At 64.8% G+C, this 16,590-nt stretch carries 16 protein-coding genes; 13 read left to right on the top strand and 3 right to left on the bottom strand.

Going from position 1 to position 16,590, the window contains the following annotated elements; genetic code table 11:
* Positions 1-87 precede the first annotated feature (87 nt).
* A complete protein-coding gene (locus tag VGR99_RS06425; RefSeq protein WP_326897488.1) occupies positions 88-696 on the bottom strand; it encodes a TetR/AcrR family transcriptional regulator in 609 nt (202 codons plus the stop codon).
* A gap of 101 nt (positions 697-797) precedes the next feature.
* Here VGR99_RS06425 and VGR99_RS06430 point away from each other — a divergent pair, with 101 nt between their 5' ends.
* From VGR99_RS06430 to VGR99_RS06455, 6 genes are all read left to right on the top strand, one after another.
* Entirely contained in the window at positions 798-1,493 is a 696-nt protein-coding gene (locus VGR99_RS06430; protein WP_326897489.1) for a PspA/IM30 family protein, read from the top strand.
* Between the two features lie 55 nt (positions 1,494-1,548).
* Positions 1,549-1,824: a YiaA/YiaB family inner membrane protein gene (locus VGR99_RS06435; RefSeq protein ID WP_195800661.1), complete on the top strand. Its 276-nt coding sequence runs from the start codon at positions 1,549-1,551 to the stop codon at positions 1,822-1,824.
* A 289-nt stretch (positions 1,825-2,113) separates the two neighbouring features.
* On the top strand, positions 2,114-3,178 hold the full coding sequence (locus VGR99_RS06440; protein ID WP_326897490.1) for an amidohydrolase family protein: 1,065 nt from the start codon (positions 2,114-2,116) through the stop codon (positions 3,176-3,178).
* Between the two features lie 14 nt (positions 3,179-3,192).
* A complete protein-coding gene (locus VGR99_RS06445; RefSeq protein ID WP_326897491.1) occupies positions 3,193-4,305 on the top strand; it encodes an amidohydrolase family protein in 1,113 nt (370 codons plus the stop codon).
* A 7-nt stretch (positions 4,306-4,312) separates the two neighbouring features.
* On the top strand, positions 4,313-4,726 hold the full coding sequence (locus VGR99_RS06450) for a Rieske (2Fe-2S) protein (protein WP_326897492.1): 414 nt from the start codon (positions 4,313-4,315) through the stop codon (positions 4,724-4,726).
* A 73-nt stretch (positions 4,727-4,799) separates the two neighbouring features.
* Entirely contained in the window at positions 4,800-5,006 is a 207-nt protein-coding gene (locus VGR99_RS06455; RefSeq protein ID WP_326897493.1) for a hypothetical protein, read from the top strand.
* A gap of 172 nt (positions 5,007-5,178) precedes the next feature.
* Here the strand turns inward: VGR99_RS06455 and VGR99_RS06460 are convergent, their stop codons facing one another.
* Complete coding sequence (locus VGR99_RS06460; protein ID WP_326897494.1) at positions 5,179-6,024, bottom strand: SDR family NAD(P)-dependent oxidoreductase; 846 nt, start codon at positions 6,022-6,024, stop codon at positions 5,179-5,181.
* 185 nt (positions 6,025-6,209) lie between these two features.
* Here VGR99_RS06460 and VGR99_RS06465 point away from each other — a divergent pair, with 185 nt between their 5' ends.
* From VGR99_RS06465 to VGR99_RS06480, 4 genes are all read left to right on the top strand, one after another.
* Positions 6,210-7,706 (top strand): aldehyde dehydrogenase family protein, encoded by a 1,497-nt coding sequence (locus VGR99_RS06465; protein WP_326897495.1) that lies wholly within the window; start codon positions 6,210-6,212, stop codon positions 7,704-7,706.
* Positions 7,707-7,826: 120 nt separating this feature from the next.
* Positions 7,827-8,954, top strand: a complete 1,128-nt coding sequence (locus VGR99_RS06470; RefSeq protein WP_326897496.1) for an alkene reductase — start codon at positions 7,827-7,829, stop codon at positions 8,952-8,954.
* Positions 8,955-9,152: 198 nt separating this feature from the next.
* Complete coding sequence (locus tag VGR99_RS06475) at positions 9,153-9,656, top strand: GFA family protein (RefSeq protein ID WP_326897497.1); 504 nt, start codon at positions 9,153-9,155, stop codon at positions 9,654-9,656.
* Positions 9,657-9,916: 260 nt separating this feature from the next.
* Positions 9,917-11,578 (top strand): thiamine pyrophosphate-binding protein, encoded by a 1,662-nt coding sequence (locus VGR99_RS06480; protein ID WP_326897498.1) that lies wholly within the window; start codon positions 9,917-9,919, stop codon positions 11,576-11,578.
* Positions 11,579-11,696: 118 nt separating this feature from the next.
* Here VGR99_RS06480 and VGR99_RS06485 read toward each other — a convergent pair whose 3' ends face one another.
* Positions 11,697-13,076: an LLM class flavin-dependent oxidoreductase gene (locus VGR99_RS06485; protein WP_326897704.1), complete on the bottom strand. Its 1,380-nt coding sequence runs from the start codon at positions 13,074-13,076 to the stop codon at positions 11,697-11,699.
* 265 nt (positions 13,077-13,341) lie between these two features.
* Between VGR99_RS06485 and VGR99_RS06490 the strand changes: the two genes are divergently transcribed.
* The 3 genes from VGR99_RS06490 to VGR99_RS06500 all read left to right on the top strand — a co-directional run bounded on the left by VGR99_RS06490 (position 13,342) and on the right by VGR99_RS06500 (position 16,587).
* Positions 13,342-14,727: a M20 family metallopeptidase gene (locus VGR99_RS06490; protein WP_326897499.1), complete on the top strand. Its 1,386-nt coding sequence runs from the start codon at positions 13,342-13,344 to the stop codon at positions 14,725-14,727.
* Between the two features lie 100 nt (positions 14,728-14,827).
* Positions 14,828-15,739, top strand: coding sequence for an amino acid ABC transporter substrate-binding protein (locus VGR99_RS06495; protein WP_326897500.1), 912 nt, complete (start codon positions 14,828-14,830; stop codon positions 15,737-15,739).
* 116 nt (positions 15,740-15,855) lie between these two features.
* Complete coding sequence (locus VGR99_RS06500) at positions 15,856-16,587, top strand: amino acid ABC transporter permease (protein ID WP_326897501.1); 732 nt, start codon at positions 15,856-15,858, stop codon at positions 16,585-16,587.
* Positions 16,588-16,590 lie beyond the last annotated feature (3 nt).

Here is a 16,590-nt window from a genome sequence, read left to right on the forward strand (position 1 = left end):
ACGCCGCGAAAGCTAAGCGTGCGGCCTGCGATGCGACAGGCGAAATTTTAGTCAGGCACCGCCGACAATCTCGCTGTCTCCCGGCCGCTAAGCCGCCCGCGCGATCAGACCGTCGACCATCGCGCGCACGAGGCCCGCGATCTCCTTGCGCAGCGCCGGCAGCGGCACGGCGACCAGCTTCTGCTCCAGTCCCAGCGCCACCATGCCATGCACCGCCGAGAACAGGCTGCGCGCGGTGATGCCGAGCTCCTCCGCGCCTCGCTTTGGGAACAGCTGCGTCAGCGGCTGGTAGATGTGCCGGAACAGCTGCATCTGGTCTTCGATCGACCAGTCGGGCAGGGCCTTGTCGGCGTCCATGCGATGCTCGAACAGCGCGCGCCAGAGCTGGAGATTTTCCGCGGCGAAATCGCAATAGGCAATCGCGATGCGGACCAGCGTCTCCTGCGGCGAGGGATCCCCGGCGCCTTCCGCATCGGTGAGCGCCTTATCCAGTCGAAGCAGCGTGCGCGAGCCGACGCGCAGGATCAGCTCGTCCACGTCCGTGACGAGATTGTAGACCGCGCCGTTGGCGCAGCCGATCTCGCGGGCCAAATCGCGGGTCTTCAGGCCCGCCAATCCGCGGTCCGCAATCATCCGCTCCGCCGCCTGGATCAGGTCGGCGCGTAATTTCTCTCGACGTTCCAGGGCTTTAGTCATCTGTTAACCATTGGCGTGAGCATTGCTCAAATATTTCTTGAGCGTTGCTCAAGATGTGCTACAAAGCATCCGTGAGCAACGCTCATAACAGGGAGCAGCAAATGTTCAAGACGGTAGTGACACTTTTCCGCGGCAGCGTTGCCGCCGCAGGCGAGGAGCTGGAGGACCGCACGGCGCTCCTGATCCTCGACCAGCAGATGCGCGATGCGGCCGCGGCCGTCGAGCGCAGCAAGCGGACGCTGGCACTGGCGATCGCGCAGGACCAGCAGGAGGGCCGCAAGCTCGAGACGACCATCGCCCGTATCGCCGATCTCGAGACCCGCGCTATTGCGGCGCTCGACGGTGGCCGCGAGGATCTCGCCAAGGACGCGGCCGAAGCCATCGCCGGCCTGGAAGCTGATCGCGATGCGGCCATGACGGCCCGCGCGCTGTTCGCGACCGAGATCGCGCGGCTGAAGCGGCATGTCGCCAACGCGCAGGCCCGCATCACCGAGCTCGATCGCGGCCGCCGCGTCGCCCGCGCCTCGGAAGCGGTGCGTTCGCTTCGCCGCAGCGGAATCGAGGCGGCTCGCCCTTACGAATCCACGCTGCCGGAAGCCGAGAGCACTTTGCGACGCCTGCGTGAGCGGCAGATGGAAGCCCAGGCCGCCGATGACGCGCTGGTCGAGCTCGATGCGGCCACCGGCCCGCTCGCCACCGCCGAAAGACTCGCCGAGCAGGGTTTTGGCCCCCGGCTCAAGACGACCGCGGACGACGTGCTGGCGCGGTTGAAGTCTAAGCGCATGCCGACGGCCTGATCTCGAACCCGATCTCTCACAACCCCATCATCATTCGAACCAACAGGAGACCATCATGAACCAGAACGGCCAACCCCACAGCGGCGCCTGGGTGACCTTCACGTACGCGTCCTTCGCAGCTTCCGCCTTCCTCGTCGCGATCGGCATCTTCTTCCTGCCGATCGATCTCTGGATGAAGGGCTATCTCACCATGGGCATCGTGATGCTGATCCAGACCTGCGTCACCCTGACCAAGACCGTCCGCGACAATCACGAGAGCGGCCGCCTGGTGAACCGGATCGAGGATGCCAAGGCCGAGCGCCTGCTGATGGAGGTCTCCAAGGCGGCGTGAGAAGGCGGCTTAAGAAGGCGGCTTGAGACCGGCCGCAGCAAACAAGCAAAAGGGCGGCGGAACAACTCGTTCCGCCGCTGTACCCAAGCTATCGCTGTCGCCGACGAATTGTATCCCGTCAATTTGCTCCGCGTTGGCGTTATCGCGCCTGCGAAATGCAACCGACCCATGACGGATCGCACATATGTGCGCTCTTGCGCCGTGGCACCGGCCGGAGCACTCTGCGCGAGCGGTGCTGAGAATGCCGCCAATAAAGACGTGCTTATAAAATTTTGGCGAGGAAGCATCCATGGCGGTGACGCGGATCGACTGCGACATCCACCCGGCGGTTGGTGGCACGCGCACGACGCTGCTTCCCTATCTCAGCGATCACTGGAAAGAGCAGGTGGTGAGCCGCGCTATCGACGGCCTCGACCTCACCTCCTATCCGCCGAGCATGCCGCTGACCGGCCGCGCCGACTGGCGGCCGGCCAATGGCGCGAAGCCGGGCTCTGATCTGGCGATGGTGCAGAAGGGTGCGTTCGACCAGTTGGGCGCGAGTCACGCCATCCTCAACGTGCTCTACGGCGCGCAAGCCGTGTTCGATTCCTACATGGCGGCCGATTTCTGCAAGGCGATCAACGACTGGATCGCCGCCGAATGGCTGTCGCGTGACCCGCGCCTGCGTGCCTCGATCGTGGTGCCGATGCAGGCGCCGGATCTGGCGATCGAGGAGATCGAGCGCCGCGCCGGCGACGTCAGGTTCGTCTCCATCCTGGTGCTGGCGCAGGGCGAGACGCTGCTGGGCCGGCGGCATTTCTGGCCGGTCTACCAGCTCGCGGAGAAATACAAGCTGCCGCTCGCGATCCACGCCGGCACGCAATATCGCCAGGCACCGAGCTCGGCCGGCTGGCCGTCGCACCGCTACGAATATTACTTCGTCGAGGCCCAGGCGTTTCAGGCGCAGATCCTGAGCCTGATCTATGAAGGCGTGTTCGGCAAATATCCCGATCTCAAGGTCGTGCTGATGGAGTCGGGCGTGAGCTGGCTGCCGGCCTTCATGTGGCGCGCCAACAAGACCTGGCGCGGCGTCCGGGTCGAGGTGCCCTGGGTCGAGCGCGAGCCGGCCGCGATCATCCGCGACAATTTCCGCGTCACGATGCAGCCGTTCGATGCACCTGGCGATGCCAAGAGCGTTGAGGAAATCATCGACCAGATCGGCTCCGAAAAGATGTTCCTGTTCGCGTCCGACTATCCGCATTGGCAGTTCGACAGCGACGATCCGATCCCGCCGCATCTGCCGAAAAGCATCATCGACAAGATGTGCGTCGACAATCCGCTGGAGACGTTTCCGCGGTTGTCTCTTGTCAACTAATCCTGGAGGTTCGCATGAGTGAAGTCATCGACCGTCCGCTGCGTGACGACGAGAAGCCCGCTGCGAGCCGGCTGCGCATCGTCGATTGCGACGTGCACCCCAGCCTGCACTCGTTCGACGACCTCAACGAGTTCCTGCCGAAACGCTGGCAGCAGCACCTGAAGGAATATGGCAGCCATCTGCGCACGCCCTATCTCTTCACCACGCCCTATCCGCGCTCCTCGCCGCTGATCGCGCGGCGCGATGCGTGGCCGCCGACCGGCGGGCCGCCCGGGTCCGATCTCGCCTTCATGCAGAAGCAGCATCTCGATCCGCTCGATGTCGAGTTCGGCATCCTGCAGGTGCTCGACCTCTTCATCTTCTCGCAGCAGAACCTCGAATTCGGCGCCGCAATCCAGCGCGCCATCAACGACTGGCAGCTGGCGTTCTGGTCGCATCGGGATCCGCGCCTGAAGGCCTCGATCCTGGTCGGACAGGACGGGGTGGACCTCGCCATTGCCGAGATCGAGCGCTGCGCCAAGATCGGCGAATACATCCAGATCAACGTCTCGCCGCGCGCCAACGAGCCGCTCGGCCGCCGCCGCTACTGGCCGATCTACGAGCGCGCGCAGGAGCTCGACCTGCCGCTCGGCATCCATGTCGGCGGCTACGGCGGCCACGCACCGACCGGCGGCGGCTGGCCGTCTTATTATGTCGAGGAGCACCAGTCGAACGCGCACACCATCGCGGCGCAGCTCGCCAGCCTCGTGATCGAGGGCGTGCCGGAGCGGTTTCCAAAACTGAAGATCGTCTTCATCGAGGGCGGCTTTGGCTGGATCCCATCGGCGGTGTGGCGGATGGACCAGCATTTCGAGCGCTTCCGCAGCGAGGTGCCGCATCTCAAGCGCAAGCCGTCGGAGTATGTTCGCGAGCACTTCTGGTTCACGACCCAGCCGATCGACGAGCCGGACGAGGCGCGGCATCTGCGCGCGCTGATCGAATGGGTCGGCATCGACCGCCTGCTGTTCTCGTCGGACTATCCGCACTGGGATTTCGACGATCCGCGCTTCGCCTTCAAGACGCCGCTGACCGAGGCCGAGCGGAAGAAGATCTTCAGCACCAATGCCTGCGCGGTCTACAAGTTCTGAGATCGGCATGGCCCGTCACATCGTCGCGACCACCTCGGAGATCCCGCCCGGCGGCAACAAGGTCGTCGATATCGCCGGCCGCGATATCGTCGTGTTCCATGTCAATGGCGAGTTTTTTGCGCTCCTGAATCGCTGCCCGCACGAAGGTGCGCCGCTGGAGAAGGCGGCGTGCGTGGCGCGCCTCACCTCGCCCGAGCCCGGCGTCTATGAGCGATCACGTGTCGGCGAGATGCTGCGCTGTCCCTGGCATGGCTGGGAATTCGACATGCGCAACGGTCAGTCCTGGTTCGATCCGAAACGCGTCAAGATCCGGTCATATCCGGTTGCGGTGGAGCGCGGCGACGAATTGCAGAAGGGTCCGTATGTTGCCGAGACGTTTCCGGTCCATGTCGAAGACAGTTATGTGATTGTCGAGGTCTGAAGCGGCATTGCCGATTGAGATTCGAACGCAGGTGCGATATGGCTCTCGCGCTTTCCAGAGGCGGAGATGAGCTTTGTCGAAACAATCCCTGCGTGAGGAGGCCGAGCGCCTGATCCGCGAATCGATGGAAAAGAAGACCATCGTCGTCAAGCAGGGCACGACCCGCATCGAGGCCGTCTGCGGCAAGTGCGGCGCGCCAAACCGGGTTCAGGCGGAAAAAGGCCAGAGCCGGGTCAAGTTCTCCTGCAAGAATTGCGGGCACCAGCAAGAGACGCTGTAGGGCTGTCTGATCGCTCGGCGTCGTAACTCTATCCCCTCATCCTGAGGAGCCCGCAGAATGCGGGCGTCTCGAAGGATCGAGGCCCCAGCCGGGCCTGCATGGTTCTCAAGGCGATGCGAAGCATCGTCCGGGAGACGCGCGTTCCGCGCTCCTCACCATGAGGGTCTGATAGTCACTCCTCCTTCACGAACCTTGCGAACGCATCCGCATAATCCGGATGCCAGCGCGACAGCGGCGGGCGGTTCTCGACGATGTCGCCGGCGGCCCACAGCATGCGCTTCTCGTCGAGCGCGCGCGGCACGTCGTTGTCCGGGCACAGGATGTAGAAGTCGCCGGCCGCGAGCCGCGCCAGCATGAAATCCACCGTCTGCTCCGGCGTCCAGGCGCCGGCCGGTTTTTCGGTGCGGCCCTTCGCGGTCAGCCCGGTGAAGACGAAGCCGGGGATCAGCAGGTGCGCGGTGATGTGGCAGTCCCTGGTGTTGCGCAGCTCGTGCTGGAGCGCTTCCGTGAATGCCTTCACGCCGGCCTTGGAGACATTATAGGCGGGATCGCCCGGCGGTGTGGTGATGCCCTGCTTCGAGCCGGTGTTGATGATGAGGCCGGCCTTGCCGCGCGCGATCATGCCGGGCGCGAAGATGCGCGAGCCGTTGATGATGCCCCACATGTTGACGGCGATGATGCGCTGCCAATTGTCGGGCTCGCCGAACAACGTGCTGCCGGGCTGGATGCCGGCATTGTTCATGAGCAGGTCGGTGCCACCGAAATGCGCGCCCACCGCGCGTTCCAGTTCCCTGACGCTCTCCGCCTTGCCGACATCGACCGCGAAGGTCATCACATGTGTGGCAGAAGTAACGGATGACAGTTTTGTTGCGGCCGCGGCCAGCCGCGCCTCATCGACATCGGCGATGCACACCTTCATGCCGGCGCGCGCGAAGGCTTCGGCGGCGGCAAGCCCGATGCCGGAGGCGCCGCCGGTGATCACGGCAACATTGTCTTTGACGATGGCTGGATGTGGCATGGCTCGTCTCCGGGCAGGGGGCTTGGTCGAGCTATAACATGGCGCTCGCGCCACCCTGCACAAGTCGGCATGGGAGGTCTTCGTTCCGCGCCGCCTTTACGCCCCTCCGGCAGCGCTGTATTCTCTTCGACCTAACGATCCCGCCGAGATCGAACCCAATCAATCACCTGACAGGGAGTGCAGCCATGGCTGTGTCGCAGGCTATTCCGATCACGCGTCATCCGTTCGCCAACGGGTCCTACAAGCAGATGCTGATCGACGGGAAGTGGGTCGACGCCGCTTCCGGCAAGCGCTTCGAGACCCATAATCCCGCCACCGGCGAATTGCTCGCAACCGTCGCCGAGGGCGACAAGGAGGACATCGACCGTGCGGTCGCCGCCGCCCGCCGCGCCTTCGAAGGCCCCTGGAGCAAGGTCAAGCCGTTCGAGCGCCAGAACCTGCTGCTCAAGCTCGCCGACCTCGTCGAGAAGAATTTTGACGAATTGTCGCAGCTCGACACGCTCGACATGGGCGCGCCGCTCAGCCGCACCCGCGCCTATCGCCTCCGCGCCGTCGGCATGTTGCGCTACTATGCCGGCCAGACCACCGCGATCCATGGCGAGACCATCGAGAACTCGCTGCCCGGCGAGATCTTCTCCTACACGCTGAAGGAGCCGATCGGCGTCGTCGGCGCCATCATTCCTTGGAACGGCCCGCTCACCGCCACGATCTGGAAGATCGGCCCGGCGATTGCGACCGGCTGCACCGTGGTGCTCAAGCCCGCCGAAGAGGCGCCGCTGACCTCGCTGCGCATCGCCGAACTCGCGATGGAAGCCGGCATTCCGCCCGGCGTCATCAACGTCGTGCCCGGCTATGGCGAGACCGCGGGTGCCGCGCTCGCTTCGCATCACGATGTCGACAAGGTCGCCTTCACCGGCTCGCACGTCACGGGCCAGTCGATCATCCGCGCCTCCGCCGGCAACCTCAAGCGCGTCTCGCTCGAGCTCGGCGGCAAGTCGCCGGACATCGTGTTCGCCGATGCCGATCTCGATGCTGCCGTCCCCGGTGCGGCGATGGCGGTGTTCGCCAATTCGGGCCAGATCTGCAGCGCTGGCACGCGCCTGTTCGTCGAGCAGTCGATCTATGAAGAGTTTGTCGGCCGCGTCGCCGAGTTCGGCAAGAAGCTGCAGGTCGGCAACGGCCTCGATCCCAACGTGCAGATCGGCCCGCTGGTCTCCGAGCAGCAGCTCGAGCGCGTCACCGGCTATCTCGACATCGGCCAGAAGGAAGGCGCGCGAGCGCTCGCCGGCGGCGGCCGCGTCACCGAAGGCGCACTGTCGAAGGGCTTCTTCGTGTCGCCGACGGTGTTTGCGGGCGTGCAGGACAACATGCGCATCGCGCAGGAGGAGATCTTTGGTCCCGTTATCTCCGCGATCGCGTTCAAGGATATGGATGAACTGGTCAAGCGCGCCAACAACACCACCTTCGGTCTCGGCTCGGGCCTGTGGACGCGCGACGTCACCAAGGCGCATGCGGTCGCGAAAAGCTTGCGCGCCGGCTCGGTGTGGGTGAATTGCTACCAGGCGATGGACCCGGCCGTGCCGTTCGGCGGCTACAAGATGAGCGGCTACGGCCGCGAGTCCGGCAAGCAGCACGTCGAGGAATATCTCAATGTGAAGGCCGTCTGGATCAAGACGGCGTAAGGCCTGTTCTCCCCCGCGTTCCGCGCGAGGGAATATCTGCTTTTGTGAGGGGCGGCGCCTTTTCCGGCGGCCGCCCCTCGCTATATGATCCGCATCCTTTCATAGCCATCCGGGGTCCCCATGAAATTCGAGGCGTTGTTCAAGCCGTTGCAGGTCGGTCCGTACAAGCTTGCGCATCGCGTCGCGATGGCGCCGCTGACGCGCATGCGCGCCGAGCGCGAAAGCTTTTCGCCGCGCCCGCTCAACGCCGAATATTACGGCCAGCGCGCCACGAAAGGCGGCCTGCTCATCGCCGAAGCCTCGCCGGTGCTCTCGCACGGCCGCGGCAACCCCGCGACACCAGGCATCTATTCGGAGGCGCAGATCGCCGGCTGGCGCAAGGTCGTCGATGCCGTGCATGCCAAGGGCGGCATCATCTTCCTCCAGCTCTGGCATGTCGGTCGCGTCTCGCATTCGTCCTATCATGGCGGTGAGCTGCCGGTGTCGGCCTCGGCTATCCCGATCAAGGCCGAAGGCATGAAGGCGATGACCGCCGACGGCAAGATCGCCGATTATGAGACGCCGCGCGCCCTGGAGACCGACGAGGTCAAGGGCGTCGTCGAAGCGTTCAGGCAGGGCGCCAAGAACGCGCTCGCGGCCGGCTTCGACGGTGTCGAGATCCACGGCGCCAATGGCTATCTGCTTGAGCAGTTCCTGCAGTCGCGCAGCAACGAGCGCACCGATCAATATGGCGGCTCGATCGAGAACCGCGCGCGGCTGCTGCTCGAGGTCACGCAGGCCGCAATCGACGTCTGGGGCGCCAACCGCGTCGGCGTCCGGCTGTCGCCGCACGGCATCGCCAATGATTCCGGCGAGCCCGATCCGATGCCGCTCTACGCCCACGTGGTGAAGGCGCTCGACAAGCTCGGCCTTGCCTATCTGCACTTCATCGAGCCGCGCTCCAGCGGCGCCGGCCGCGCCGACGTTCACTGGGACAACGTGCCTTCTGCGATGGTGCTGTTCCGTCCGCTCTACAGCGGCGTGCTGATGACCGCCGGCGGCTTCACCGGCGAGACCGCAAATGCGGCGATTGCCGATGGCTACGCCGACATCATCGCCTTCGGCCGCATCTTCATCTCCAATCCGGATCTGCCGCGGCGGCTGGAGCATGATTATCCGATCACGCCGTATAACCGCGCGACGTTCTATGGCGGCGAGGAGAAGGGGTACACGGATTATCCCGTCTATGACGAGCTGACGCCGGCGTAGGCGACTTCGTAGCCCGGATGAGCGCAGCGAAATCCGGGACTTTCGCCTGAGCAAGAGCTTTCCCGGATGTCGCTGCGCTCATCCGGGCTACGGGGCTATTGTGACGCCGCGACCGCACCACAAATTCCGTCATTGCGAGCCAACGGGTTCGCGCTTCGCGCGGACCCGTTGGCTCGCAATGACGACGGAGGGACGTTCATGGCCAAAGCCGCAGTCGCCGCAGGAACCGCCACCGGCCAATGCCTCTGCGGCAAGGTCACCTTCGAGATCGACGTTCCCGCCCGCTGGGCCTGGCACGATCACTCCGCCCCCAGCCGTCGGGCCCACGGCGCGGCTTACGCGACCTATGTCGGCAGCTGGAAGAAGCGCTTTCGCATCACCTCCGGCAAAGCCGCGCTCGCCCGCTACGAGGACAAGGCCACCAAGACCACGCGCAGCTTCTGCTCGCATTGCGGCACGCCGATCGCCTATGAGCGCCCGCGCGGCCCGCACATGGTCAACATCCCCCGCGCCCTTTTCAAGGAGCGCACCGGCCGCCAGCCGCTCTATCACATCGCGATCGAGGAGTTGCAGGAATGGGCCTATACCGGCGAGCCGCTGGTGCCGCTGAAAGGTTTTCCGGGCGTGGTCTGGCAGCGCTCGAAAAAGAAGAAGCGTGCGGGTGGCGAGGATCCGTTCGAACTGGGGCGGGAGGAGATGTAGCGCGACTCTCGTGCCCCGGACGCGGAGCGGCACGAAGTGACGCACCGCTGAGCCGGGGCCCATGTAGCGGCGATGGTGGTGCCAATTTCTGGGTCCCGGCTCTGCGCCGCACCGCTGCGCGCTGCGTCGCGTCCGGGACACGAGCGCGCAGTTTGCCGCTCTCGCGCAACGCAGCCATGACCGCGCTCCATTGCGCGTCGCCTCTGACTTCGTCCATCATGCTTTCCGTCCTTGCGGCAACGTCCGCTCCTGGAGGAAGCATGAAGAACAAGATCACCGGCCGTTCCGCCTTTCTCGCGCTGCTCAAGGACGAGGGCATCACGCATCTGTTCGGCAACCCCGGGACCACCGAGCTGCCGATCATGCATGCGCTGAAGGACCATCCCGACCTCACCTATGTGATGGCGATGCAGGAGAGCCTGGTGGTCGCGATCGCGGACGGCTATAGCCGTGCCTCCGGAAAGCTCGTCGCCTGCAACGTCCATGTCGCGCCCGGCCTCGGCAACGCCATGGGCTCGCTCTACAACGCCCAGTTCACGGGCACGCCGATGATCCTGACCGCCGGCCAGCAGGAGCAGGGTCACGGCCTGATGGAGCCGGTGCTGTACGGCCCGCTGGTGCGCATGGCCGAGCCGCTGGTGAAATGGGCGGTCGAGGTGACGCGGCTGGAGGATCTGCCGCGCATCGTGCGCCGCGCCGCCAAGGTCGCGATGACGCCGCCCACGGGGCCGGTGTTCATCTCGTTGCCCGGCGACATCCTCAACAGCGAAGCCGGCATCGACCTCGGCCGCTCCACCCGCATCGACGCCCGCACGAAGCCATCGGATGAGGCGCTGAGGGCGTTTGCCGCACGCCTGCTCAAGGCCGAGCGGCCCGTGATCGTCACCATGGACGAGGTGGTCAAGAGCGATGCGCTGAAGGAGGCCGCCGAACTTGCCGAGCTGCTCGGTGCGGCGGCTTACCAATCCTCGACGCCCTATGGCTCGCACTTCCTGTCGGAGAGCCCGAGCTTCGTCGGCACGCTCGCGCGCGTGCAGAAGGTCGCGCGCGATACGCTCGCGCCTTACGACCTGCTGATTGCGCTCGGCGGCGATCCCTTGCGGATGTCTGTTTATAGCGAGGTCGACGCATTGCCGGATGGTCTCGGCATCGTGCAGATCGGCCTCGTCGATTGGGAGATCGCCAAGAACTACGGCGCCGAGATCGCGCTGAAGGCGGATCTCAAGGAAACGCTGCGCGCGCTGATCCCGGTGCTGAAGGAGATGGGCGGGGCCGCACTGGCAAGTCGCGCCAGGGGGCGGCTCGCCGAGCTGGCGCCACAGAACTGGACCGCACGCCGCGCCGCTCTTGTCGAGCAGATCGGCAGGGCCGCGGGACGCGCGCCGATCGATCCGGACTTTCTGGTGCTGCAAATGGTCGAGGCCATGCCAGACAACGCCATCCTCGTCGACGAAGGTCTCACCTCCAGCCGCCAGATCACGGCGCTGCGCCCGCATCGCGACCGCTATGGCTATCACGGCCTTGCCTCCGGCGGCATCGGCTGGGGCCTGCCGGCCTCGGTCGGCGCCAGCATCGCCAATCCGGATCGTCCCGTCGTGTGCTTCTCCGGCGACGGGAGTGCGATGTATTCGATCCAGTCGCTGTGGACCGCGGCGCATCACAAGCTGCCGCTCAACGTCGTCATCGCCAACAATGGCGGCTACCGCATCATCAAGCAGCGCCTGCTCGCTTTCCATGGCGACGACAATTACGTCGGCATGGACTTCGCCGATCCACCGGTGGATTTCGCCGGCGTCGCCAAGGCACTCGGCTGCGAGGCGATCAGGATCAGCGATCCGCGCGAGCTGAAGGCGACGCTGGCGTCGGCGTTCAACCGGCCGGGGACGAAGCTGATCGAGGTGATGGTGGACGGGAAGGTGTGAGGCAGGCTCTCTCCACCGTCATTGCGAGGAGCACTTCCGACGAAGCAATCCAGACTGATTCCGCGGAGGGACTCTGGATTGCTTCGCTGCGCTCGCAATGACGGAGAGATAGTGAACTCTACCCCTTCTTCCCCACGCGATACCCTGCCGCCGGATGCGGCGCGTCGAGCCGTGCGCGGCCGTCGCCGAACAGTTTTTCGCGCAGCGTGCCTTTCGCATATTCGGACTTGTAGCGTCCGCGCCTGGTCAGCTCCGGCACCAGCATGTCGGCGATGTCCTCGAAATCGCCGGGCGAGATCGCGAACGCGACGTTGAGGCCGTCGACGTCGGTCTTCTCGAACCAGTCCTCGATCTTGTCGGCGACGCTTTCGGGCGTGCCGACCACGACCGGGCCGGCGCCGCCGATGCCGACATGCTCGATGACGTCGCGCACGGTCCAGACGCGGTCAGGGTCGCCGCGGGTGACGTTGTCGAGCGCACTGCGGCCGGCATCGTTCTGGACGTGACGGACCTGCTGGTCGAGCTCGTAGCCGGAGAAGTCGATGCCGGTCCAGCCCGACATCAGGGCGAGCGCGCCTTCCGGATTGATGTGCGACCGGTAGTCGGCATATTTCGCCGCGGCTTCCGCTTCGGTGTTGCCGAGGATGATCGTCATCATGTTGAACATCAGGATCTCGGCCGGGTTGCGGCCGAGCGCGGCGGCCTCCTGGCGGATCGCCGCGACGCGCGGCGCGATGATCTTGGCCGACGGTCCCGACATGAACACGCATTCGGCGTGCTTGGCGGCGAACTGCCGCCCGCGCGGCGAGGTGCCGGCTTGGTACAGCACCGGCGTGCGCTGCGGCGACGGCTCGCTGAGGTGGATGGTGTTGTTGATGCGGTAGTTCGCGCTCTCGTGGTTGACGCGATGCACCTTGCTGGGATCGGTGAAGATGCCGCGCTTGCGATCGCGCAGCACCGCGTCGTCCTCCCAGCTTCCTTCCCAGAGCTTGTAGACCACCTCCATATATTCGTCGGCGATGTCGTAGCGGTCGTCGTGCCCGGTCTGCTTGTCCTTGCCGGCACCGCGCGCGGCGCTGTCGAGATAGCCGGTGACGACGTTCCAGCCGATCCGTCCCTCGGTGAGGTGGTCGAGCGTCGACATCCGCCGTGCGAACGGGTAGGGCGGCTCGAAGGAGAGATTGCTGGTGACGCCGAAGCCGAGATTTTTCGTCACCGCCGCCATCGCCGAGAGCAGCAGCAGCGGCTCGTTCGACGGCGTCTGTGCCGCATTGCGCAAGGCTGCGTCAGGGCTGTTGCCATAGACGTCATAGACCCCGAGCACGTCGGCCAGGAACAATCCGTCGAAACGGCCGCGTTCCAGCGTCTTGGCGAGGTCGATCCAATAGGGCAGGCGGTTATATTCGGCGGTGCGGTCGCGCGGATGGGTCCACAGGCCCGGTGACTGGTGCGCGACGCAGTTCATCGCAAAGGCGTTGAGCCTGATCTGTTTGGCCATCATGGTCCCCCGGCGCTCTGTACTGAGCGCTCTTCGAATGATAGATGTGCGCCCCAACTTGGCGAAGTTCTTGCATATAGCGCGACCTTGGCAAGGCCAAAATCGGCAGCAGTCCCGCCTTTGGCAAGCCAATCTCAAGAGAGCAAGAACGAAATCCCAAGAGCTGAGCAAGAGCTAAACAAGAACTATCCAAGTCCCCGCCACTTTCGACGGCCAGCGTAGCCCGCCAGGTTCGCCCCCCGTCGAAACCTTGAAAACGAAAGCAATGACCAGAGCCGACGCCATCGCCCGCGCCCGGGACGACTTCAAATCCGGTGCGTTCCTCGCTGAACTCGACCGCCGCGTCGCCTACAAGACCGAGAGCCAGAATCCGTCACGCGGCGCCGAGCTGCGTGCGTATCTGGAACAGGAGATGATGCCCTCCTTCGCCGCGCTCGACTTTACCAGCCGTATCGTCGAATCCCCGAGCGGCAAGGCGCCGTTCCTGTTCGCCGAGCATCACGAGAGTGCTTCCGCACCGACCGTGCTGGTCTATGGACACGGCGACGTCGTCGATGGCATGGAGGGCGAGTGGCGCGATGGCCGCGATCCCTGGCGCACGACGGTTGCGGGCACGCGTCTTTATGGCCGCGGCACCGCCGACAACAAGGGCCAGCACAGCATCAACATGGCCGCGCTCCGTGCGGTGCGCGAGGCCCGCGGCGGCAAGCTCGGCTTCAACGCCAAATTCATCGTCGAGATGGGCGAGGAGATCGGCTCGCCCGATCTCGGCAAGGTCTGCGACCTCAACCGCGAGGCGCTGAAGGCCGATCTGTTCATGGCGTCCGACGGGCCGCGCCTGTCGGCCGACCGGCCGACGCTGTTTCTGGGCTGCCGCGGCGGCATCCGAATTCATCTCGATGTCAATCTGCGCGATGGCGGCCACCATTCCGGCAATTGGGGCGGCGTGCTCTCCAACCCCGCGACCATCCTGGTCAACGCGATCTCGACGCTGGTCGACGGCCACGGCCGCCTCCAGCTCGACGCCCTGAAGCCGCCGCGGCTCACCAACCAGATCCGCAGCTATCTCGCCGACGTGCAGGTGGTCCCGACCGCGGATGAGCCCGCACTTGCGGAGAACTGGGGCGAGGACGGCCTGTCCGCGGCGGAGCGGCTTTATGCCTGGAACACGCTGGAAGTGCTGGCGATGTCGTCGGGCAATATCGAGAAGCCGGCCAACGCCATTCCCGGCCACGCCAATGCCGTGCTGCAACTGCGTTTCGTGGTCGGCACCAAGGTCGATGGCCTGATCGACGCTGTCCGCGCCCATCTGGTCGCGAAGGGTTTTCCGATGGTCGAGGTACGGGCGGCCCAGAGCTTCGCCGCCTCGCGCACCGATTTCGACAGCCCCTGGATCAATTGGGCGGCGGATTCGGTGAAGGAGACCACCGGCAAGCCGCCGGCGGTGCTGCCGAACTTCGGCGGTTCGCTGCCCAATGACGTGTTTTCCGAGATCCTGGGCCTGCCGACGATCTGGGTCCCGCACTCCTATCCCGGCTGCTCCCAGCATGCGCCCAATGAGCACATCCTGCTGCCATTGACCGAAGAGGCCTTGACGGTGATGGCCGGGCTGTTCTGGGATCTCGGGGAATTGCCAAAGCCACTGACCTGAGCCCGTTAACCTGAGCCGTCATCTCGCCGAAAGTCACATTCTAATCCGGTCTGATTTGTGCTTGCATCCGGCCGCATCATCCTGAAAGGGGAACAAAAAAGTGAAACATTTCCGTAGCATCGGGCTCGCGCTCGCCGCGACCTTCGCCGTCAGCCAGGCTGGGGCCCAGGAGCTGACCGGCACGCTGAAGAACATCAAGGACACCGGCGCCATCACGCTGGGCTTCCGCGACTCCTCGATCCCGTTCTCCTATCTCGACGACAACCAGAAGCCCGTCGGGTTCGCGATGGACATCTGCTACAAGATCGTCGACGCCGTGAAGAAGGAGCTCAAGCTCGACAAGCTCGAGGTCAAGCTCAACCCGGTGACCTCGGCGACCCGTATCCCGCTGATGGCCAACGGCACCATCGACCTCGAATGCGGCTCGACCACCAATAATGCCGAGCGCCAGAAGCAGGTCGCCTTCACCAACACCCACTTCCTGACCGCCAGCCGCTACGTCTTCAAGAAGTCGAGCGGCCTGAAGTCGATCGACGACCTCAAGGGCAAGACCGTGGTCTCGACCGCCGGCACCACCAACATCAAGCAGCTCACCGAGGCCAACGTCGAGAAGAAGCTCGGCGCCAACATCATCCCGGCCAAGGACCACGCCGAAGCCTTCCTGATGGTCGAGACCGACCGCGCGGTCGCCTTCGTCATGGACGACATCCTGCTCGCCAGCCTCGTCGCAGGCTCGAAGTCGCCGGATGACTACGTCATCTCCAAGGACGCGTTCTCCAAGCCCGAGCCCTACGGCATCATGCTGCGCAAGGACGACGCGCCGTTCAAGAAGGTGGTCGATGCGGCGACGGCCGCAGTCTACACCTCGGGCGATGGCCAGAAGATCTACGAAAAGTGGTTCATGGCCAAGATTCCGCCGAAGGGCCTCAACCTCAACACGCCGATTTCGGCCGAGCTGAAGAACGAGTTCGCCAAGCCTTCGGACTCGCCGAACCCGGACGACTACAAGTAAGATAGAACCTCGATCTCTGGATCGGGATCATGTCCGGCCACTCTTGACACCAGAGTGGCCGGACATTTGCATAGGCGCCGGGACATCCATAGCTGGCGCGTTCGCGCGGGGGACACGTGAACTATAATTGGAACTGGGGAATCTTTTTCCAGCCGAACCCGATGGGGACGGGCACCTATCTCGACATGCTGCTGTCGGGACTGGCGCTGACCCTCAAGACCGCGGTGCTGGCCTGGATCATCGCGCTGATCACCGGCTCGCTCGTCGGCGTGATGCGCACGCTGCCGTCGAAGGGCGCCAACCTGTTCGGCTTCTGCTACGTCGAGTTCTTCCGGAACATGCCGCTGCTGGTGCAGCTGTTCCTGTGGTTCTTCGTGCTGCCGGAAATTCTGCCGAAAGCCGCGGGCCTGTGGCTGAAGCAATTGCCGAACGCGCCGTTCTGGACGGCGGCGATCGGCATCGGCCTGTTCATGTCGGCGCGCGTGGCGGTGCAGTTGCAGGCCGGCATTTCCTCGCTGCCGCGCGGCCAGAAGATGGCGGCGACCGCGCTGGGGCTGACCACCGTGCAGGGCTATCGCTACGTGCTGCTGCCGATGGCGTTCCGCATCATTCTGCCGCCGCTGACCTCGGAGTTCCTCAACACCATCAAGAACACGGCGGTGGCGATCACCATCGGCCTGCTCGAGCTGACCGGACAGGCGCGCTCGATGCAGGAGTTCTCGTTCCAGGTGTTCGAGGCCTTCACCGCCGCCACCATCCTCTATCTCCTCGTCAACGCCGTCGTCGTGACCGCAATGCGCTTCCTCGAGCGCTGGGTCGCGATCCCCGGCTACATCACGGGGAAATAGCGC

It is taken from the genome of Bradyrhizobium sp., from assembly GCF_035935975.1.
In the GTDB taxonomy this organism is placed as follows: Bacteria; Pseudomonadota; Alphaproteobacteria; order Rhizobiales; family Xanthobacteraceae; genus Bradyrhizobium.

Bases quoted from the DNA above. Each gene is read 5' to 3' on its own strand.
- VGR99_RS06425 (WP_326897488.1), bottom strand. From the start codon at position 696: ATGACTAAAGCCCTGGAACGTCGAGAGAAATTACGCGCCGACCTGATC.
- VGR99_RS06430 (WP_326897489.1), top strand. From the start codon at position 798: ATGTTCAAGACGGTAGTGACACTTTTCCGCGGCAGCGTTGCCGCCGCA.
- VGR99_RS06435 (WP_195800661.1), top strand. From the start codon at position 1,549: ATGAACCAGAACGGCCAACCCCACAGCGGCGCCTGGGTGACCTTCACG.
- VGR99_RS06440 (WP_326897490.1), top strand. From the start codon at position 2,114: ATGGCGGTGACGCGGATCGACTGCGACATCCACCCGGCGGTTGGTGGC.
- VGR99_RS06445 (WP_326897491.1), top strand. From the start codon at position 3,193: ATGAGTGAAGTCATCGACCGTCCGCTGCGTGACGACGAGAAGCCCGCT.
- VGR99_RS06450 (WP_326897492.1), top strand. From the start codon at position 4,313: ATGGCCCGTCACATCGTCGCGACCACCTCGGAGATCCCGCCCGGCGGC.
- VGR99_RS06460 (WP_326897494.1), bottom strand. From the start codon at position 6,024: ATGCCACATCCAGCCATCGTCAAAGACAATGTTGCCGTGATCACCGGC.
- VGR99_RS06465 (WP_326897495.1), top strand. From the start codon at position 6,210: ATGGCTGTGTCGCAGGCTATTCCGATCACGCGTCATCCGTTCGCCAAC.
- VGR99_RS06470 (WP_326897496.1), top strand. From the start codon at position 7,827: ATGAAATTCGAGGCGTTGTTCAAGCCGTTGCAGGTCGGTCCGTACAAG.
- VGR99_RS06475 (WP_326897497.1), top strand. From the start codon at position 9,153: ATGGCCAAAGCCGCAGTCGCCGCAGGAACCGCCACCGGCCAATGCCTC.
- VGR99_RS06480 (WP_326897498.1), top strand. From the start codon at position 9,917: ATGAAGAACAAGATCACCGGCCGTTCCGCCTTTCTCGCGCTGCTCAAG.
- VGR99_RS06485 (WP_326897704.1), bottom strand. From the start codon at position 13,076: ATGGCCAAACAGATCAGGCTCAACGCCTTTGCGATGAACTGCGTCGCG.
- VGR99_RS06490 (WP_326897499.1), top strand. From the start codon at position 13,342: ATGACCAGAGCCGACGCCATCGCCCGCGCCCGGGACGACTTCAAATCC.